The organism is uncultured Brachyspira sp. (genome assembly GCF_949287625.1).
GTDB lineage: Bacteria > Spirochaetota > Brachyspiria > Brachyspirales > Brachyspiraceae > Brachyspira.
Genome location: NZ_CASEGO010000003.1, coordinates 1 through 20,870, shown reverse-complemented (window position 1 = coordinate 20,870; position 20,870 = coordinate 1). Strand labels below are relative to the sequence as shown.

Here is a 20,870-nt window from a genome sequence, read left to right as displayed (position 1 = left end):
TGGCACCTTTACAAAAAGACTTATTTAGTATAGAATTATGTTAATTAAAATTTCTATTATTACGAAATTATAAGTAATAAATTTTTAATCAGGCAGGGCATAATAATGAAAACTATTAACTTAATACTAGGCAATCATAATCATCAGCCAGTAGGTAATTTTGACTTTGTATTTGAAAATACATACCAAAAAGCATATAAACCTTTTTTAGATATACTCACAAAATATAAAGATATAAAATTTAATTTTCACTATACAGGCTGTCTATTAGAATGGATAGAAAAACATCACCCAGAACATATAGAAGCATTAAAAAAATTGGCAGATGATAATAGAATAGAACTTCAAAGCGGCGGTTTCTATGAGCCTATAATGCCTTCAATACCTGATAAAGATAAAGATATACAGATAAAAAGATTAAATGGATATATAGAAGATAAATTTAATTTAACTCCGAAAGGAGCTTGGCTTGCTGAAAGAGTATGGGAGCCTACATTAGTTAAAAATTTAGCCAAAAACGGCATTAAATACATAATGCTTGATGATTCTCAGTTTTTGACTACAGGAATAGACACAAAAAATATGTTCGGCTATTTTATTACTGATAATGAAAGTTATAAATTAAATATATTTCCTATATCACAGGAACTTCGCTACCTTATACCTTTCAGAGATGTAGAAAAATCTATTGAGTATTTAAAATCAATAGCCACAGAAGAGGGAAACAGAGTTGTAGTTTTGCACGATGACGGAGAAAAATACGGAGATTGGCCTGGTACTCAAAAATGGGTATATGAAGATAAATGGCTTGAAAAATTCTTTGAAGCACTTACAAAAGAAAAAGATACTATCATAACAACAACATACAGTGAATATATGGAGCGTCATGCACCTGTTTCAAAAATATATATACCTACAGGTTCTTATGAAGAAATGCTTACTTGGGTACTTCCTGCTGAAACTCAGTATGAATTCCATAAAAAACAGGAAGAGCTTAAAAAAGATGAGAATAATGAAATAATAAGCAGATTTATGAGAGGCGGATTTTGGAGAAATTATTTTTATAAATATTCTGAAAGCAACAGAATGAATAAAAGAATGATATTCACTTCCAATCTTATAGGCGAAATTACAGAATCCAACTATAAAGAAAAAGAAATTGCTTTAAACTATTTATTAAAAGGACAATGCAACTGCCCTTATTGGCATGGTACATTCGGAGGACTATATTTAAATAATTTAAGACATGAAACATATGCCAATCTAATAAAGGCAACTACTATATCTTTAGAAAAAGTATATGGAAGAAAACATTTCCTAAGTCATAATATGGATTTTGATATGGACGGAAGAGATGAAGTTATGATCTCATCAGAAAGTGCCGATTTCATTTTGCATTCTTTGAGCGGTTCTGTAATAGAATGGGATATAAAAAAAGAAAATCCTATCAATTTAATAGATTGTCTGAAAAGAAGAAAAGAAGCCTATCACATAGCTGCCATGAAGAATGCAGATACTAATAATAATGGTAATGAACATGTATCTATACATGAAATAGCAAAAAAAGCTGATGAAAAAACAGCTAAATATTTGGTATTTGATAAAAATGAAAAAGTTTTCGGTGTAGATCACTTCTTAAATAAAATGCCTACTGCAGAAGAATTCCAATTACTAAAATATGAAGAGAATGCATCATTTTATGAAGAGTATTATAATATACTAGAAAATCTTATTAATAAAGACTATGCTACAGTTTCTTTTGAAAAAACTTCAAAAGTTAATGGTAAAGATATTCATTTGATAAAAAGATATATAATAAATAATGACGGTACTTTCTCTCTTGATGTTATTATGGAAAATAAATCTAATGAAGATACAGAGTTTATATATGCATTAGAAAATAATATAACACTTCTTGCAGGACAAGAAAAAGACAGATATTATATAGGCGGTGAAAAAAGAATATCAAATAATCTTTCTGATATTGGTGAGTATATAGGCAGTTCTTTTGCTATGGCTGATGAAGGATACATAAAAATAAATGTAATGATAGAAAGTAATGAAGAAACCGCATTCTTATATATGCCTAACTATACTATATCTGATGCTGTTGATAAACTTGAAATGAATTATCAAAACTCTACAATAGTATGCTGCAAAAAAATCTCATTAAAAGCGGGAGAGAAAATTAAATATAAAATAAAAGCTTCAGTTAAAGATATTTAAAATATATTTAATTTTAAGGGTGTTTGATGAAAATATTTTGCATTATATCTGATAAAAGCCATGTAGGAAAAACTTATCTTTCCTCTCATATAATATCATCATTAAAAATGTTTGACAAAAAAGTATGCTATTACAAACCTTTTGTTATGGAAGTAAGAGACAATAAATTATTTGACTGCGAATATATAAAAAATACTACTAATCTAAAGGCTTCGGAAATATTTGTTTCTTATGCCACAAACGGCAATATATCTCCTATGCATAGCATTAATACAAAAATTGATGAAAGAGATATTACCGATTTAATAGATGAAAATAAAAATATTTATGATTATATGGTTTTTGAATCATTATCTTTATATTGCCCTATAAAAGAAAACTATAACTTTATGGACTTGATACTTGATATAGAAAAAGAAAATGAAGTGCATATAATACCTATTATAGAGTATGATTCTAATGTCATACATACATCTTTAGAACAAGTAGAACTTTTCCATACAAGAGGATTCAAAGTTCCTTTTATAGTTATAAATATAAAAAAAGATGTATTTGTTTCAAATAGTGTTATAGAATATATAAGAAGGCAGATAAATCCTATAAAAGTACATACAACAGAATTTGATAATACTCCAGAAAATAAAAAAATAGAAATAGTGAAATATCCTGATATTATTAAAGAGTTATTTTAACAAATAAAAAGAGGCTTTAGTATATTAAAGCCTCTTTTCTTTTATAATACAATTAAATATTATTATTTTTCTAATCTTGCTCTTAGAGTTTTACCCATCTCCTCATAGCCTTTTTTACCAAGCATAGCAAACATATTTTTCTTATACTCTTCTACACCGGGCTGATCAAATGGATTAACACCAAGCATATAACCTGATATACCGCATGCTTTTTCAAAGAAATACAAAAGCTCTCCGATAGTGAAAGGAGTAATTTTATCAATATCTACTATTATATTTGGTACGCCTCCGTCAACATGGGCTAATACTGTAGCTTCCAATGCTGATTTATTTATTTCATGCAAAGACTTTCCGTCTAAATAATTAAGTCCGTCCAAATCTGATGCTTCTTTTTGTATTTTTAAATCAATATCTTCTTTATCAACTCTTATAACAGTTTCAAATAATCCTCTTTTACCGTCTTGTATAAACTGACCTAAAGAGTGCAAATCGGTAGAAAAATCAACAGAAGCAGGAAATATGCCTTTTTTATCTTTACCTTCACTTTCTCCGTATAATTGTTTCCACCATTCTGATATATAATGCATTCTAGGTATATAATTAACCATTATTTCTGTGCTGTATCCTTTAGTATAAAGTGCATTTCTAAGCATAGCATACAACATAGAAGGATTTTTCTTATAATCCATTTCTTTAGTTAATTTAGCCATAGCATCAAAACCTTTCACAAACTCTTCTATATTTATACCAGCAACTGCAATAGGTATAAGCCCTACTGGAGTAAGTACAGAATATCTTCCGCCTACATCATCAGGTATAACAAAAGTTCTGTATTTATTTTCATTGGATAATGTTTTTAAAGCTCCTTTAGCCTTATCAGTAGTAGCTATTATTCTTTTAGCTGCTCCTTCTTTTCCGTATCTTTTTTCAGCATATTCTTTAAGCATTCTAAAAGCTATAGCAGGTTCAGTTGTAGTACCGCTTTTAGATATTACATTAATATAAAAATCTTTGCCTTCCAAATAATCAAGTAAATGTTTAAAATATTCACCGTTCATATTGTGTCCGGCATATACTACCTGAGTATTTCCTTTTTTAGCCTGAGCAAAAGGATTTAAAAATGATTCAATTACAGCTTTACCTCCCAAATAAGAACCGCCTATACCAACTGAAACCAATACTTCAGCATTCTCTCTTATTTCTTTAGCTAAGTTATCGATTTCACTAACCATTTTTAAGGCTTCTGCAGGTAAGTTAACCCAGCCTAAAAAATCATTGCCAGCACCTTTTTTATTTTCTAAAAGTTCATTAGCATATTTTGCAAAGTCAGATAAATATTCCAATTCATGTTCTCTTAAAAAAGATAACACATTTTTATAATTTATAGATATCATTAATAACTCCCTCGTTTTATTTTAGTTGGTAAATTATACTATAATAATACCGAAAAATAAAGAAAATAATTATAATTTCTTAAATAAAAATATAACAACAAAACAGGATAAAGATAGATGATTTTGTCTGGGCTTCAAATAGAAAAAAATATAGGTGAAGATATAATAATAGAACCATTCAATAGAAAACAATTAAATTCAAACAGTTATAATGTAAGACTGCATAATAAACTCTTAGTATATAAAGATAAAGTTCTTGATATGAAAAAACTAAGCGAAACAAAAGAAATAATAATACCAGAAAGCGGATATGAATTAAAACCTAATGAATTGTATCTTGGACGCACCCTTGAATATACAAAAACAAAAAAATATGTACCTATGATAGAAGGACGTTCATCTATAGGGAGACTTGGAATATTTATTCATATTACAGCTGGTTTCGGCGATGTAGGTTTTGCTGGATATTGGACTTTGGAAATATTCTGCATAAAGCCTATTATAATATATCCAAATGTAGAGATAGCTCAGCTTTATTATCACACTATAGATGGAGAATATGAAGAATATACCAGCAGTAAATATCAAAATAATACTGATGTTCAGCCAAGTATGCTCTATAAAGATTTTAAATAGTATATCACATTAAAATCAATTGATTTTTTATTTTACTATGCTATAATAGAGTATATGATTTTTAATATTTTTTTCTTCTTTTTTAAAGATTATTATTTTCCCCAGAATAATTAATTCATTAAACCGTGTGTTTATTTAAATAAATCCAATAAAATCTTAATAATTAATTCAATAAATAAAACTAGTATTATGATCAAAATAGCAGCATTAAAAAAACAATATAACAATATAGAAATATTAAAAGGAATAGATCTTGATATAGATAAAGGTAAAATTTTCGGCATAATAGGAAGAAGCGGTGCAGGAAAATCTACTTTACTAAGATGTATAAATGGATTAGAAAAATATGATTCTGGATATTTAGAAGTAAATGGAATTGATATAAAAAAACTTAATGAAAAAGAATTGAGAATGTTTAGAAGAGATGTAGGAATGATATTCCAGCATTTTTCACTAATTACAAGGGCAAGCGTATATGATAATATAGCATTTCCTATGCAATGCTGGCATTATAATAAAAAAGAAATAGATGAGCGTGTCAGATATTTAATAGATGTTGTAGGAATGTATGAAAAAATAAATAATCTTGCAAGAGATCTTTCTGGAGGACAAAAACAAAGAGTTGCTATTGCAAGAGCATTGTCTATGAATCCTAAAATATTATTATCTGATGAAGCTACTTCAGCATTAGATCCTAAAAATTCTGAAGCAATTATGGAGCTTTTGAATAATATAAATAAATCTATGGGGATCACAATAGTATTGGTTACACATCAGATGAATGTAGTAAAATCTATATGTGATGATATGGCTATAATAGAAGATGGTATTGTAAAAGACAAAGGTATTGTTGAAGAAATATTTATTAATCAGCCTGCTTCTCTTATCAATATACTAGGAGATAATAGGATTTTACTCCCTAATTCTGGTAAAAATATTGAAATTATGTATAAAAAAGATGATTCAAATAATATTATAGAAAAATTAATAAGAAAATTTAATGTAAATATAATAGACTTTATTATGGAAGATTATAAAAACTGCATAATAGGAAAAGTTATAATAAATGTTATAAATAGTAATGATTTAAAAAAAGTTGAAGAATATTTAAAATCTATCAATATAGAAAATTATAAAGTGTTAGGAGAATAAATTGGATAAATATATAAATTACTTCGTAAAACTAATACTGCCTTCTACAATAGTAACAATTAGAATAGTATTTTTTACTATATTAATAGGATTTGTATTGGGATTTATAATAGCGGTTTTATTAACAATGTACGGTCCCAACGGACTTAATTATAAAAAGAAATTCTATAATGTATTAAGTTTTATAGTTAATACTATAAGATCATTTCCAATATTAATACTAATAGTTGCCATATCTCCTTTTACGCGTCTTATAATAGGAACAACTATAGGAGAAAAGGCTGTAATACTTCCATTATCAATTACAGCAACGGCATTTATAGCAAGATTACTTGAAAGCAGTTTTATTAAAGTTGATAAGCAGTTAATAGAGGCAGCAAAATCATTCGGAGCTACAAATATTCAAATAATGTTTGGAGTAATTATCAGAGAATCAATACCTTCTATAGTATCAGTTGTTACTATGGCTGCAGTTAATTATATTGCGGCAACTACTATAGCAGGTGCAGTAGGGGGAGGCGGACTCGGTGCTGTAGCATTGACTTACGGATATCAGAGTTTTAATAATACAATACTATATTTTTCTGTATTTATTATGTTTTTATTTGTAAATATAGCACAATATATAGGCGATTTTATATATAAAAAATTAATTTAAAGGATATATTTATGAATTTAGAAGAAATGGATAAAATACTTAACAGCATATTAGAATTAGAAAGATGTCCAGTAGGAATAAAATTCATATTTACAGAAGATGAATATAATAAACTAGATGCTGAAGAAACAAAAAATAAAACATCTTACTGCAGGTTTGTAAGCCGAGCAAGCGAAGGAAGAAAATTAAAAATACATAAAGGACATAATGCATGTTCAGGAGGTGCTGTTGCTCTTGGATTTCAAAGTGTACTTCCTGAAACTGTATCTGGAGTAAGGAGAGTAAAGGCTGGAACATACAGAGATTTAGGCGTAAGCAGAAAGATGTCAAGAAATATGGTTTATTGTGAGCATAAAATTTTCGGAGTAGCAATTATGCCTTTAAAAGATTATAAAGAAGAACCTGATATTGTTATATTTGTATGCAAACCATATCAGGCTATGCGTTTAGCTCATGGATATGCCTATCATTACGGACATGCTAATAATATAAAATTATCTGGTATGCAGGCACTTTGTGAGGAATGTACTTCTTATCCTTATGAAAATGGATGCTTTAATATGTCTATGATGTGTTCTGGTACAAGAATGATGGCTGGCTGGAAAGACGATGAAATGGGAGTTGGAATGCCTTATAGAATATTTTTAAATGTATTTGACGGATTAATTAAAACTATAAATCCTCTTGAACGAAATAAACATAAAAAAATCATTAAAGAAAAACTTGAAAAAAATAATTTATCCGATTTATTAGAAATAAAAATGAATCAAAACTACGATGATAATGGCTATATAGGCGGAATCGCCGAAAGAGAATAATAAAATAAAAAAAGGAGAAAAAATGAAAGGAAAAATAATATCAATTTTATCAATGATGCTCATTTTATTAATGGCATCTTGCTCTAACAAAGCATCATCTTCATCAAATGATACTATAGTAATAGGATGTATGGCTTTAAATGCTGAAGCAGTGGAAGAAATTAAAAGACTAATGGAAAAAGAAGGCTATAAAATGGAAGTCAAAGTATTTGACGGAAATAATTTGCCTGCTTTGGCTTTAAGTGCTAATGAGATTGATGGTCTAATACTAAATCATAAACCTTGGATAGATACTTTTAATAAGGCTAATAACTCACATTTAGTTTTAGTTGATGGATTTAAATATGCATCTTTAAATGCTCTATATTCATCAAAACATAAAACATTGGAAGAAATACCTGACGGAGCTACAATTACCATATCTAATGATCCAAGCAATATGGACAGAGGACTTAGATTCCTTGAAAAATTAGGTCTTTTAAAATTGGGAGAAAAAACAGGAGAATTTTATACTATGCTTGATATAAAAGAAAATCCAAAAAATATAAAATTCTTAGAAGTAGAAACTACATCAACAGCTGGTTCTTATGCAGATGCTGATGCTACTATAACATTTTCAAGCGTTATGAAAAATGCTGGTTTTGATGCTCATTCATATATAGTGGAAGACGGAGAATACAATAATTTCCCTACAGGATTAGTTGTAAATGAAGGAAATGAGAATTCTAAATGGGCTCAGGATATCATTAAAGTTACTCAAACAGAAGAATTTAAAAACAAATTTAATGAAATATTTCAGGGTGCTTATATAATATATTAATCTATTATAATAAAAAATCTAATAGGAGTTTTATATTAACTCCTATTAGTTAAATAATATCAATAACCTGCTTTTATAATTTTAATCTCATCATTAATATTTTTCTACTATACATAATATATTCATCAAATGATATACCTAAACAAATATAATTTGTCAAAAATTAATTTTTTTGATTTAAATATTTGCAGAGCTTTGCCCCGCACCCAAGTTCTTTTATTGGTATAAAAGAACCAAAAGAACTGCATTTTTAGCCTAAATTTCGAGTATTACCATACATCTAATACATATTTTTAAAATATAAAATTCTAGCAATTGCGTTTTTTGCAACTTTTTTGTGCGGCAAAAAAGTTGATAATTCTATATAATGTACATTAGTTGACAAAATGAAATCGTTCCAGTATATATTAAAAAAATTACATGTCAGGCTGCCGTAATATAAAAATGGCATGCCAATTATAAGCATGCCAATTTATAAAAATATTAATCTTTACTTTCTAAATTTTTTGGCTGCTTCTATAAATCCTACAAACAAAGGATGCGGATTAGTAATTCTTGATTTTAATTCTGGGTGGAACTGAACACCTATCATATAAGGGTGATCTTTAACTTCTGCTATTTCAGCCAGATTTCCATTTTTTAATTTTCCTGTGATAATAAATCCAGCTTTCTCCATTTTATCAATATAGGCATTATTGAACTCATATCTATGTCTATGTCTTTCGCTTATTGATGTTTTTCCGTATAATTTATGAGCCAAACTTCCTTCTTTTATATCACACTCAAAAGCACCAAGACGCATTGTACCGCCTTTTAATATATTTTTTTTCTGTTCTTCCATAAGCGTAATAATAGGATTTTTTACATTTTCATTAACTTCTATAGTATTAGCATCTTCAAGTTTTAATACATTTCTTGCAAACTCTACACTCATAAGCTGCATACCCAAACATATTCCGAAATAAGGTATTTTATTTTCTCTAGCATATTTAATAGCTTCTATTTTACCTTCAATACCTCTCTCTCCAAATCCTCCCGGTATAATAAGTCCATGAACACCTTTAAAATATTTTGATATATCTTCAACATCTTCCAAATCCTCAGCGGATATCCAATCTATATCAACATTAATATCATTATATATTCCGCCATGATTTAATGCTTCTGTTAAAGAAATATAAGCATCTTTCATAGAAACATATTTTCCCACTATAGCAATCTTTACTTTATCATTCTGTATAGCTATATTTTTTTGCTTACATACCAAATCAGTCCAATTAGTTAAATCTATTTTAGCAGTTTCTAATTTAAAATGCCTGCATACAACATCAGAAAGCCCCTGAGCTTCAAGCATTAAAGGCACTCCGTATATATTTGGCTCATCAAAGTTTTCAAATACATTATCTTTAGGTACATTGCAGAATAATGCTATCTTTTTTTTATGCGATTCCTGCAAATGCTGACTAGTTCGGCAAACTATAATATCTGGTATAATACCGCTTTGCATAAGTTCTTTAACGCTATGCTGAGTAGGTTTAGTCTTGATTTCTTCTGAAGATTTTATAAAAGGTATTAAAGTTACATGTATATAAAGTACATTATCCTGACCTAACTGTGTTTTTACCTGTCTTATAGCTTCTATATATGGAAGGGATTCTATATCTCCAATAGTACCCCCTATTTCGGTAATCACTATATCTGTTTTTTTAGTATCATTTTCTCTGTATATTCTTCTTTTTATTTCATTAGTAATATGAGGTATAACCTGAACAGTCTCTCCAAGGTATTTACCTTCTCTTTCCATATTTATAACATGCTGATATATTTTACCAGTAGTAACATTGCTGTATTTATTTAAATTTTCATCTATAAATCTCTCATAATGCCCAATATCCAAATCAGTTTCCGCTCCGTCATCAGTAACAAAAACTTCACCATGCTGAAAAGGACTCATAGTGCCGGGATCTACATTTATATACGGGTCAAATTTTTGTATAGTTACGCTTAATCCCCTAGCCTTTAAAAGTCTTCCTAGTGAAGCTGCTGTTATACCCTTACCTAAACCAGATACAACACCGCCTGTTACAAATATGTATTTAGTGTTCATATAATCCTCTAATTTTTATTTTTTATTAAAATATAATAAAATCGCTATAACATTATCATAAATTATTATTAAATCAAGCGAATTTTATTATTATGTTAATTTCAAATAATATTTTCTAATAAAAATTAACTTCAATACCTAATATGTTTTTCATATAACTATTCCAAGAATATTCTGTTAAAACATTAGAAGTATATATAAACTGATTGTTATATAATGACTTATTAATATTTGAAAAAATAGGTAAATTATGTTCCAACCCTTTACGCATATTTCTTAATACAAATTTTGGAATACTGCTAGGCATAGAAACAATAACATAATAATATATATTTAAACCTAATTTATTTGATGAATATTCTCTTATAAAAGTATCTCTTGCTTTTTGTATACAATCATAAGTATAAGAATATCCATCTTCTTGTTTTCTATACACAAATTTTGAAAAGAAATTATTTTTTTCTTCTTCTGTTTCAAGTTCCAAATATTTTTTATTATAATTTTTTACTTCAATAAAAATAATTATATCATTAACATATACAATAAAATCAACATTCTTCATACAATAGCTATAATTTAATTTTTCATCATCTATTTTTCTGACAATTACGGAATTATCATTATAAGTCATTTTAAAATTGCTTTTTTCTTCAAATACTTCCATAAATAATTAATTACTTTTTAAATGCATTTTCTATAGACTGCAAATGCTGTTCTTCAAACTTATCCTCTATTGAATTATGTTGTATATTATTTAAATATTCATTGCTCTCAACTAATACACCTTTATTTTTATCATTATCAAAATAAAAAGAATGAAATTTAATTTTATCATTTTCTCTTCTTTGTAATTCAAAATCTTCTATAATAAAATTATTATGAGTAGCCAAAAATATCTGCACTCCTATCCTTGATAAACTTAATAATATATCAACCAAAACTCTTGTAAGTTTAGGATTAAGATTTGATTCTGGTTCATCAAAAAGAAGTATAGTATCCTTATCTATCTCTCCATTTTTTATAAGAAGCCAAAGCAAAGCAAGTTTTTTATGTCCTTCAGCCGCCATTGTAAACTGCACTTCTCCAAAATCTTTATACTTAATAAAAAATACCTCATCTTTTTGAATAACAATTCCGCCTATTGCATTTTCTATTTTTTCAGTGATTTCTTGCATATGAAAAGATATTTCTCTTAATTGAGGTACAAAAGCCTTATTTAAAACATCATAATATACAGATTCAAAAGATACCTCCCTTTTATTATATAATGAGACAAAACCTTTTGAATTAGTTAAAATATCTTTACAAGGTATATATGTAATTTTTTTATTTTTAAATATATATTCATTATCATCAAATAAACTCTCATTATCTTTAATATTATTCTTATCATAAATACAGAAAATATTATTTGAAAAAATGGTATTATCTTTTATTTTAGTATTATTATTTGATAATTTTATAACTACGTTATTGAATTCAATTTCCCAATCAGTAATAAAATCAAAATATTCATTAAATTTATTTACAATATTTATTTTTAATTCTTTTCTATCTTCTTTATTTTGCAATAAATTGAATTCCTTAATATATTCCTGTAGTTCAGTTTCTTTATTCTTAATATAATCTTTTATTTCATTATATTTTAATTTATTTAATAAATTAAAAGGGTAATTAAATGGATAATGTAATTTATCAACAGACATTTTATACTTATTATTACCTATTCTTTCATAGAAAGTTTCATTCAAACAGTAAATAGCTTTAAGTAAATGTGTTTTACCTGTTCCATTCTCTCCAATAAATATGTTAACTCCATTAGAAAAATCTATTTTACAATCTCTAAATACAGTAAAATTCTTTATATGAACATTTTCTACATACATATTAAATTACTCCGTTATTAATTTCGGAGTTAATACTAAAAAAATTATATTATAAATAATGCAAATATCATAATTTTGTTTTAGATAAAATATTATTAAAAGAAAGTATTAAATCAAGCGAATTTTATTAAATAACTGCAGTTGTAATTTTCTACTCCTGCAGTTATTTTTATAATTTTTTATAATATAAAAATTATTTTTCTATATAGGCATAAAAAAACTTATGCATAGCTAAGCTGTCAAAAACAACATCCTTTAATTTAGGGCTTATTAATGTAGGAGTGGCATAAAAATATAAAGGGATTATAACATCATTATCCATAAATATTTTTTCTGCTTTATGCATAGCGTCCATTCTGATAGTTTGATCTATTGTATTCATGGCTGTTTGAAGAAGACTGTCATATTCCTTATTTGTAAATAAAGCATGGTTTTGAGAGCTGTAGCTTAAAAACATTCCTAAAAATGTCATAGGATCATTATAATCTGCTGTCCAGCCGCTTCTTCCTATTACATAATTTTTATCTGCATATAAAGTCTGTAAAAATACTGCCCATTCCTGCTGACTTATAGTACTGTCTACTCCCAAATGCTCTTTCCACATATGCTGAACTGCTTCAAAGGTAGGAATCTCTCTATTAGAGTCTACTAAAAACTGAAGTACTGGAAACCCTTCTCCATTAGCATATCCTGCTTCTGCCATTAATCTTTTAGCCTCTTCTACATTCTTTTGATAGTCTTCAGCTTTTACACTTATATAATCTCCTCCTACTTCTCTAAAATCTCCATTAACGTCAGGAGATCCAAAAGGTACAAAAGCTCCAGAAGGAACCCCAGCTTTTACTATACTATATAGTTTCTGTCTATAGCAAGTGATAATGCTTTTCTAACTCTGCCGTCTTTTAAAACATCATTAGTATGATTAACAGCATAATAATATGTTCCAAGACGTTTTACTAATTGAAGAAGTCCTTCAGCTCTTAAAGTATCAATATCCTGAGCTGGAACTCTGTCAGAAAAATACAAAGAACCTTCTTTAATACCCGCAACAGAAGCTGCGGCATTATCCATAAGTACAAAAGTAATTTTTTCAGGAACTAAAGAAGAATAATTCCAATAATTCGTATTTTTTGTCATTACTATATTATTATCAATATTGCGTTCTATCATAACATAATGACCTTTCCTATATAACTTTCAGGATTCATAGTCCAAGCTTCTCCGTATTGTTCTATTATATACTTTTTTACTGGGTAGAATGTAGGAAATGCTGTTAATTCCAAGAAATAAGCAGTAGGTTTTTCTAAAGTTACCTCCAAAGTATAATCATCAATAGCTTTTATTCCTAAAGTATCCAATGCCATTTTTCCTGCATTAATAGCCATAGCATTTTGTACAGGTTCAAATTGATAACTGTATTCGCTTGCTGTTTTAGGATCAACCGCCCTTTGCCAAGAATATACAAAGTCATTTGCAGTTAATGGAGTACCGTCAGACCATCTGCCGTTAGTTCTTAAATGAAATACATATATAAATCCGTCATCGCTTATATCCCAGCTTTCTGCAGCACCTGCAGTTATTAAACCATTCTTATCTTTAGAAGTAAGCCCTTCAAAAGCATGAACTATATAAACTGCAGCATCTGCAGCTATATTTAAAATTGGATCTATTGTTTTTGGTTCAGGCCCTACATTTATAAATAAGCCTTCATTGTTATTATTATCGGAAGAAGAACATGAAGAAAATACAAACCCAATTAATAATAGAAATAAACAAAAAATCTTTTTCATAAAATTAATCCCCTTATTTAATTATTTTACAATATCGAAAATACTATACTATAGAATATAAAAAATCAATTAATTAATTATAATTTTTTTACTTAATAATAGTTTATTTAAAAACTAAAATATATTATTATATATAATTATGAATAATAAATACAAAATAATAAAATATAAAATCACACTTTTTTTTGTAGGGTTAATGTTTATATTTTCATCACTGATGATTATTTTTCTTAATATAAGATTTAATCATAACAACAGCAGTATAATAAAAATTGATGCCAATATAGAAAGCATAAATCACTATGAATACGGTACTATTAAAAAAAGAAAATTTGCAAATGTAGTTTACAGTTTTATATATGAAGGAAAAAACATCATGCTTACCAATTCATATTTAGAAGAAAATAATAATTTATCGGTTAATTCAAAAACAGAAATATTTTATGATACTAAATCTGGAACTATTATAAATGAACCTAATAAATACACATTAATTTTGGCGTTTATATTTATAATTTTCGCAATAGTCATAATTACATTTGCTTTTAAATTGAAACAAAATAATATATATGTATTGCCGAAACTAGATAAATAAATTTTATCATGCTTTTATAATACTTGTTTAAAATATACCGTATATGATAAATCAATTAAAAAACACATTAACAAAATATACCAATATACTGTGTAATCAAAAAAACTAATATAAATTTTAAAAATGTTTATGATGAAAAATAATATCTGATTATACTAATTTTTTTAATCATAATTTTTCTATTTTTTCTATACTAAGCCCTGTTAATTCGCTTATAAGATTTAAATCCATATTTTTATTTTTCATATTTCTAGCTAGAGAATATTTTTCTTGCTCTATACCTTGTTCTATACCTTGTTCTATACCTTGTTCTATACCTTTTTTCATTCCTTCCTCTATACCCTTTATACGCTCTTCATTAAGCATTAGAACATTAAAATAATCTCTTTCATAATTACTATAGCCATTATATAAATCATTGCTATTAACAAATTTATTATACTCATCATATACTTCTTTCATTATAGGGTTTTTCTTTACTAATATTTCCATAGTATCCTCCAATTTATCTTTTGAATTTAAAAACTCAAACCAATCTGATAAATCTTTACACAATTTATTATTACTATTAAATTTTTTCAATTCCAAAAAGTGAATCTCTAAATGATTAGTTAATATATGATTGGTTTCTAACTCTTTAATAAAATAACAGCTATGAGGTTTATCTATACCTTTTATCAAATTAAAATCCAAAATATTAATACTTATTACAGGTGTCAAATCTGAATATATATCTTTGGATTTTAAATTTGTAAAATAATTCTTAGCCCAATAGTATAAACTTCTATATATAAATGAATGGTTACCTATTCTTTGTATTTCTATAATTATAGTTTCACCTGATTTAGTTTTAGCTTTAACATCTGCAATACTTTCCTTATCAAAAACATTTTCTTTTAAATTAAAAGTATTCAGAACTTCTATATATTCAAAAGGCTCTTGATTGGCATCTATTCTTACAGAATTAATAAGATTTTTTAATATATGCTCATGTCCCTTTTTGGCAAACATATAACGCATAAAATAATCATTAAGCACATTAAAATTTTTATTATTTGATTTCAATTCCATAAAGTTATTATAATGAAATATTTATACTTTGTCAAACAATATTGACAAAATATACCATCATAATGTATAATCAAAAAACTAATATTAAAAAGAGGTTTATGATGAAAAAAACACTATGCATTATTATCTTTATTATTAGTTCGTACATTTCTTATGCTCAAGTGAGTGAAGATTTTAAAAATTTAGCTCTAACAAATAAAGAATCCGCATTAGAACAATCAGTAATATCAGAAAATCTTGATGAGTTTAAATATACAATTGAAAATATAGAAAACAATAAAGAATATATAACTTACTCTATAACGAATAGTAACTATGGCTGGTATGACAATATACATATTTTAAGCACTAATAATTTCTCTAATTTCGTAAAAGTTTTATTAGATAATGGAATAAATATTAACGAGAAAAATAATTCTGGAAAAAGCCTTATACTTGATGTAAGTAAGTCCTACGATTCACATCGTAAACCTAAATTCCGTACAAGTGAAATTATAGGAGTTCCAGATAGTAAATATAAAATTGAAACACTAATAAATCTTGGAGCAAATATTAATATACAAGATAATGACGGAAATGGTGTACTTCACTATATACTTTCTAGAGATAATATAGGAATAGAAGAATATGATATTTTTGAAATGCTTATAAAAAATGGAATAAATATTAATTTACAAAATAATGACGGAGATACTGCCCTTCATAAGATTTCATATAAAAAAAATAATGGGCATAGAGATATTGATATGGAAAAAAAAGTTATATCTCTTTTGATAGAAAATAATGCAGATAAAAACATAAAAAATAATAATGGAAAAAAAGCGTATCCCGGAGCATTTATATATAATATAAAATTAATTTTTAGTAAAATATTTAATGATATATTATACCCTATTTTTATACTTCTACTTATAATTATAGTTGCTATACCATCTTTTATATTCTATGCAATATCAGGATTTATTGAAAATATAGCTGGTTTTTTCAGATAATTGATTTTATACAGCTTAATACTATACTTAAAATATAAAAATACTAAAACTGCAAATTTAAATATGAGATATATATTAAATATATACCTAAACAACTATATTTTGTAAAATTTTAATTATTTATAAATGTAATTATAATTTATTTGTAACATAATGTATTATTAGTAATCAACATAATATGTTTTAGATGTATAGTAAATTACTTATTTGGTATAATAAATAGGTAATCAGCCGCATACCCTCACCACAGGCGGACTTCGTCTCCGGTACTTCCTCACTTCGTTCAGTCGCGTTGACATTTGATAAGAATAAACAATACCGTGCGGGAAGGTGCCGCAGTTAACGGTTGACAAACTTAAAAATTTTCAGTATATAATAAACTTTTTAATTTTTATTATTTTCAATTAATTCTTTTAATTCTTCATAATAAACATTTTCAAGTTTTTTTATAAACTCTTTATTTTTCTTATAATTGATTTTATCATTATTTAATTCTGTATAAACTTCTTTTATATCAAGACATTCAAGCATACTTTGAAGTTTCTTTTTATATTTTTTATCCTTACATGCATTGTAAAACATTAAAATAGTTTTTATATGTTTAAAAGAATTATCAAATATTTCATCAAACTCTTTTAATTTTTCTATATTCCAAGAAGTTAAATCTTTATTAAAATATAAAGCATTATTAAACATATATTTCATGTCAGTAATATTTGATACGTCCCAAGTTTCAAGACCTTCAAAATTTTTTCTTTTGCTCTCTTGGAATAAGTAAGACATATCAATCATATTACTTGTATCTATATCAGAGAGATTTATATTTTCATCTTCTAGCAAATCAAGTAAGGCATATTTATATTTTACAATATATTTTTTATTCATTTTATAGGTCCTTTATTTTGTTTTTTAAACTCTTATATTTGGTATATCAAATACTTTTCCGTTTTCAAAATTTTTCACCTTTTCTTTTTCTGTAACAGTAATAAATACCTGTCCTAATGTTTTTATGTATTCTAGTATATTATCGCGTCTTGTATTATCAAGTTCAAGCATAGCATCATCAATAAGTAAAATAGGGGATTTCCTTCTATACTCTGATAATATTTTCTCGCTTGCAAGTTTCATTATAAGAGTAAACATTCTCTTCTCTCCCTGAGATGAAAATTTTTTTGAAAGTGAGTCTTTATAAAAGAATTGATACTCCGCTCTGTGTATGCCAAAATATGTTGTACGCATTCTTATTTGTTCGCTTAAAGTGCTTTCTAGTTTTTTTACGTATTCATTTTCATTTAATATATCTTCTATTGTAGACTGATACTTTATTGCATAAGGGTTTTCATCATTAAAAATATTTTTATATATTTCATTCATTTTATCTTCTAAAATAGAAGAATATTTTTTATTTTCACCAGCTATATAAATAGAGAGTTTTGCTATATCATTGTTATAAATATATGCTTCATTTGGTTTTGTACTTAGACAAACATTTCTCATTTTTAAGAGTTTATTATATTTTATTAATGCAGTTAAATATTCCAAAGATATTGTTGATATAAGCATATTAAAATAATCGCGTCTTAATTTTGGCTCTGCTATAACTAAATCTGTATCATTAGGAAGAAATATAACATAAAGTATCCTTCCTATTAAATCCTTTCTTGATGAAATTTCTTTTTTATCAAGAAATACCTTCTTTACTTTTTTTTGATATGCTATTTCTATATTTGTATCATAATTTAATTCATCTTCTCTAAAAATGCCTCTTAAAAAATAATTATCATTTCCATTTTTTACAAGCTCTCTGTCAAGTCTTGTTCTAAATGACACACCGTTTCCAAGCATATATACTGCCTCAAGTATATTAGTTTTGCCGCATCCGTTATGTCCGTAAAGCACATTAATTTTATCAGAAAATTCAAATACATTTTCATTATAATTTCTAAAAGAACGAATTGTAAGTTCTTTGAGTATCATTTTTATTTAAGCCTTTCATTTTATTAGTGAGAAGTATTATATATTAAAAGTTTTAAAAATAGTAGTGTTTTTATTATAATGAAAAGGTATTATTAGAAACATTTTTTTATTTGTATATTTTTATACCCATTATATTTTAATATACCTTCATCTTGAGTTAATAAAATTAAATTATTTGCTTTTGCAGTAGCTAATATAATTGCATCAGGAAGTTTTATAGAAATTTCTCTTTTTATTAAAATAGTTTCATTTTTAATATAATTATCTAAATTTATAATATCAATACTTTTAAGAAAATCTTTTATTACATTTTCTTCTTCCGATGTTATTTTTGGATAGCATAGTAATTCTATTTCCGATATTATAGATGTATACACATTATATTCACTATCTAATAAAAATTTACCGCTTAGAAAATATATAATTGCATTTGTATCAAGTAATATATTATTTCCATTCATTTCTTATTTCTTTTTGGAATTCTAATGGATCTTTTTCTAATATTTTTAGACTTCCGCTAAATTTATTCAAATCATTTTTGGTGTACTTTTTTTGTTTATTGAGCAGTAAATCATAAAAATCTATTATCTGCTTTTTTGCTTCACTATCCAATACAGATAAATCCAAAATTTCCATAAGAATTTCCTCTTAAAATGAATTACTCTTCTCCTATACTCATAGGCATGATGATGTAATAATAATCTTCTCTTTCTATCTCTTTTACCATAGTAGGGCTAGAATCTTTATTAACCATAAAAGTAACTATTTCAGAATCTATTTGTTTTATAACATCTTGAATGTATGTATAATTGTAAGCAACAGAATGCTCTTCGCCTGAATATTTTATATCAATCTCTTCTAAAGATTCTCCCATCTCTTGGTTTATACCTTTTACTTTAAGAGATTCTTCAGAAACAGTCAATATCATTCTTTTTGAACGCACATCATTAATCATAGGTACAATTCTTCTTATAGCATCAAGCAAGTCATTTTTATTTACTCTAAAACTATATGCAAACTCTTTAGGTATAACCTGTCTAAAATTAGGATATTTTCCTTCTATAAGACTTGATACAAAATCGTATTTTCCTATTTGGAAATAAACCTGCTGACCATCTACTCCCATTTTTACCTGTTCTACTTCATCATAATTTGCCGTAACAAGTATTTCATTTAATACTTTAGGCTCTATTATTATAGAGAAAGATCCGTTTTCTACTCCTTCAAATTCTCTCTCTATTACAGCCATTCTTCTGCCGTCAGTAGCAACAGCAAGAAATTTTGAATCAGTTTTTTCAAAACATATACCTCTTAAGGCAGGCTTAAATGGTTCTTTAGCTATAGAAGAAATAGTTTTATTAATCATAGTAACTAATTCTTTAGTAGGAAGCATTATATAGCTTATATCTCCGTTGCTCTCAGGATATGCTGGGAAATCATCAGTTTTCATTCCTATGATTAAGTGTTTAGTTTTTCCATTTTCAGACTCTATATTAATTTTTTCATTTTCTTCAACATTGATAGTAATAAGTCCGTCCGGCATCTCTTTTAATATAGAACTTATCTTTTTAGCATATACTGCTACAGCACCTTCACCCTCACAGTCATCGAGTATTATTCTGCTTCTAGCCCAAACAGAGCCGTCGGTTGCAGTTAATGTAAGCATATTTCCTGCAAGATGAAAAAGTACATTGCTTTCTATATTATAAATTACTTTGCCTTCAACAACGTTTTCTGTAACTCCGATAGATTTAACTATATCCTTTTTTAAACATCTAAATCTCATTGCTTCCTCTTTTATTTATTTTAATTTTATTAAATTTCTAAAAAACTTATAGTATTTGTACTTTAATTTTAACATTAAAAACTATTTTTTACAATAGACTAGTTTCAAAACTAATTTTATTTATGATTGCGGGGACTAGCCCCCGTACCCCCACTTCTTTTGGTGACCCAAAGAAGCAAAAAGACTGCATATTTATATATTAAAATAATAAATTATACAACATGTAAAACATACGATTTGCATAATAATTAATATTATATAATTTAGCAT

The 20,870-nt window shown here is 26.5% G+C and carries 19 protein-coding genes and 1 pseudogene; 9 read left to right on the top strand and 11 right to left on the bottom strand.

What is annotated here, in order from left to right; genetic code table 11:
* Positions 1-105 precede the first annotated feature (105 nt).
* Positions 106-2,226: an alpha-amylase/4-alpha-glucanotransferase domain-containing protein gene (locus Q1X91_RS01365; protein WP_300752609.1), complete on the top strand. Its 2,121-nt coding sequence runs from the start codon at positions 106-108 to the stop codon at positions 2,224-2,226.
* 26 nt (positions 2,227-2,252) lie between these two features.
* The gene (locus Q1X91_RS01360; protein ID WP_300752608.1) at positions 2,253-2,918 is read left to right on the top strand and encodes an AAA family ATPase; all 666 of its coding nucleotides are present in this window, start codon (positions 2,253-2,255) and stop codon (positions 2,916-2,918) included.
* Positions 2,919-2,980: 62 nt separating this feature from the next.
* Here the strand turns inward: Q1X91_RS01360 and Q1X91_RS01355 are convergent, their stop codons facing one another.
* On the bottom strand, positions 2,981-4,312 hold the full coding sequence (locus Q1X91_RS01355) for a glucose-6-phosphate isomerase (RefSeq protein WP_300752606.1): 1,332 nt from the start codon (positions 4,310-4,312) through the stop codon (positions 2,981-2,983).
* Between the two features lie 117 nt (positions 4,313-4,429).
* On the opposite strand from Q1X91_RS01355, the gene dcd reads away from it, so the two are divergent.
* The 5 genes from dcd to Q1X91_RS01330 all read left to right on the top strand — a co-directional run bounded on the left by dcd (position 4,430) and on the right by Q1X91_RS01330 (position 8,396).
* On the top strand, positions 4,430-4,948 hold the full coding sequence (gene dcd, locus Q1X91_RS01350) for a dCTP deaminase (RefSeq protein ID WP_300752604.1): 519 nt from the start codon (positions 4,430-4,432) through the stop codon (positions 4,946-4,948).
* A 189-nt stretch (positions 4,949-5,137) separates the two neighbouring features.
* Entirely contained in the window at positions 5,138-6,100 is a 963-nt protein-coding gene (locus Q1X91_RS01345) for an ATP-binding cassette domain-containing protein (protein WP_300752602.1), read from the top strand.
* Position 6,101: 1 nt separating this feature from the next.
* A complete protein-coding gene (locus Q1X91_RS01340; RefSeq protein WP_300752600.1) occupies positions 6,102-6,758 on the top strand; it encodes a methionine ABC transporter permease in 657 nt (218 codons plus the stop codon).
* Positions 6,759-6,769: 11 nt separating this feature from the next.
* Positions 6,770-7,576, top strand: coding sequence for a DUF169 domain-containing protein (locus tag Q1X91_RS01335; protein WP_300752598.1), 807 nt, complete (start codon positions 6,770-6,772; stop codon positions 7,574-7,576).
* 22 nt (positions 7,577-7,598) lie between these two features.
* A complete protein-coding gene (locus Q1X91_RS01330; RefSeq protein ID WP_300752596.1) occupies positions 7,599-8,396 on the top strand; it encodes a MetQ/NlpA family ABC transporter substrate-binding protein in 798 nt (265 codons plus the stop codon).
* 490 nt (positions 8,397-8,886) lie between these two features.
* Here Q1X91_RS01330 and Q1X91_RS01325 read toward each other — a convergent pair whose 3' ends face one another.
* The 4 genes and pseudogenes from Q1X91_RS01325 to Q1X91_RS01310 all read right to left on the bottom strand — a co-directional run bounded on the left by Q1X91_RS01325 (position 8,887) and on the right by Q1X91_RS01310 (position 14,179).
* Complete coding sequence (locus Q1X91_RS01325; protein ID WP_300752594.1) at positions 8,887-10,503, bottom strand: CTP synthase; 1,617 nt, start codon at positions 10,501-10,503, stop codon at positions 8,887-8,889.
* A gap of 115 nt (positions 10,504-10,618) precedes the next feature.
* A complete protein-coding gene (locus tag Q1X91_RS01320) occupies positions 10,619-11,167 on the bottom strand; it encodes a DNA-binding protein (RefSeq protein WP_300752592.1) in 549 nt (182 codons plus the stop codon).
* A 10-nt stretch (positions 11,168-11,177) separates the two neighbouring features.
* Positions 11,178-12,389 (bottom strand): ATP-binding protein, encoded by a 1,212-nt coding sequence (locus Q1X91_RS01315; protein ID WP_300752590.1) that lies wholly within the window; start codon positions 12,387-12,389, stop codon positions 11,178-11,180.
* Positions 12,390-12,582: 193 nt separating this feature from the next.
* Positions 12,583-14,179: pseudogene (locus Q1X91_RS01310) on the bottom strand (peptide ABC transporter substrate-binding protein).
* Between the two features lie 196 nt (positions 14,180-14,375).
* Here Q1X91_RS01310 and Q1X91_RS01305 point away from each other — a divergent pair.
* Positions 14,376-14,774, top strand: a complete 399-nt coding sequence (locus tag Q1X91_RS01305; protein ID WP_300752589.1) for a hypothetical protein — start codon at positions 14,376-14,378, stop codon at positions 14,772-14,774.
* A 168-nt stretch (positions 14,775-14,942) separates the two neighbouring features.
* Here Q1X91_RS01305 and Q1X91_RS01300 read toward each other — a convergent pair whose 3' ends face one another.
* Entirely contained in the window at positions 14,943-15,845 is a 903-nt protein-coding gene (locus Q1X91_RS01300; RefSeq protein WP_300752588.1) for an Rpn family recombination-promoting nuclease/putative transposase, read from the bottom strand.
* A 101-nt stretch (positions 15,846-15,946) separates the two neighbouring features.
* Here Q1X91_RS01300 and Q1X91_RS01295 point away from each other — a divergent pair, with 101 nt between their 5' ends.
* A complete protein-coding gene (locus tag Q1X91_RS01295; protein ID WP_300752587.1) occupies positions 15,947-16,837 on the top strand; it encodes an ankyrin repeat domain-containing protein in 891 nt (296 codons plus the stop codon).
* A gap of 384 nt (positions 16,838-17,221) precedes the next feature.
* Here the strand turns inward: Q1X91_RS01295 and Q1X91_RS01290 are convergent, their stop codons facing one another.
* The 5 genes from Q1X91_RS01290 to dnaN all read right to left on the bottom strand — a co-directional run bounded on the left by Q1X91_RS01290 (position 17,222) and on the right by dnaN (position 20,600).
* Complete coding sequence (locus tag Q1X91_RS01290; RefSeq protein WP_300752585.1) at positions 17,222-17,722, bottom strand: BspA family leucine-rich repeat surface protein; 501 nt, start codon at positions 17,720-17,722, stop codon at positions 17,222-17,224.
* A gap of 24 nt (positions 17,723-17,746) precedes the next feature.
* Positions 17,747-18,814 (bottom strand): DNA replication/repair protein RecF, encoded by a 1,068-nt coding sequence (gene recF, locus Q1X91_RS01285; RefSeq protein ID WP_300752584.1) that lies wholly within the window; start codon positions 18,812-18,814, stop codon positions 17,747-17,749.
* Positions 18,815-18,906: 92 nt separating this feature from the next.
* A complete protein-coding gene (locus Q1X91_RS01280) occupies positions 18,907-19,275 on the bottom strand; it encodes a type II toxin-antitoxin system VapC family toxin (protein ID WP_300752582.1) in 369 nt (122 codons plus the stop codon).
* Entirely contained in the window at positions 19,262-19,450 is a 189-nt protein-coding gene (locus Q1X91_RS01275) for a hypothetical protein (protein ID WP_300752580.1), read from the bottom strand. Before Q1X91_RS01275 ends, Q1X91_RS01280 begins: the two co-directional genes overlap by 14 nt.
* A 22-nt stretch (positions 19,451-19,472) precedes the next feature.
* Positions 19,473-20,600: a DNA polymerase III subunit beta gene (dnaN, locus tag Q1X91_RS01270; protein WP_013113460.1), complete on the bottom strand. Its 1,128-nt coding sequence runs from the start codon at positions 20,598-20,600 to the stop codon at positions 19,473-19,475.
* Positions 20,601-20,870: the final 270 nt, after the last annotated feature.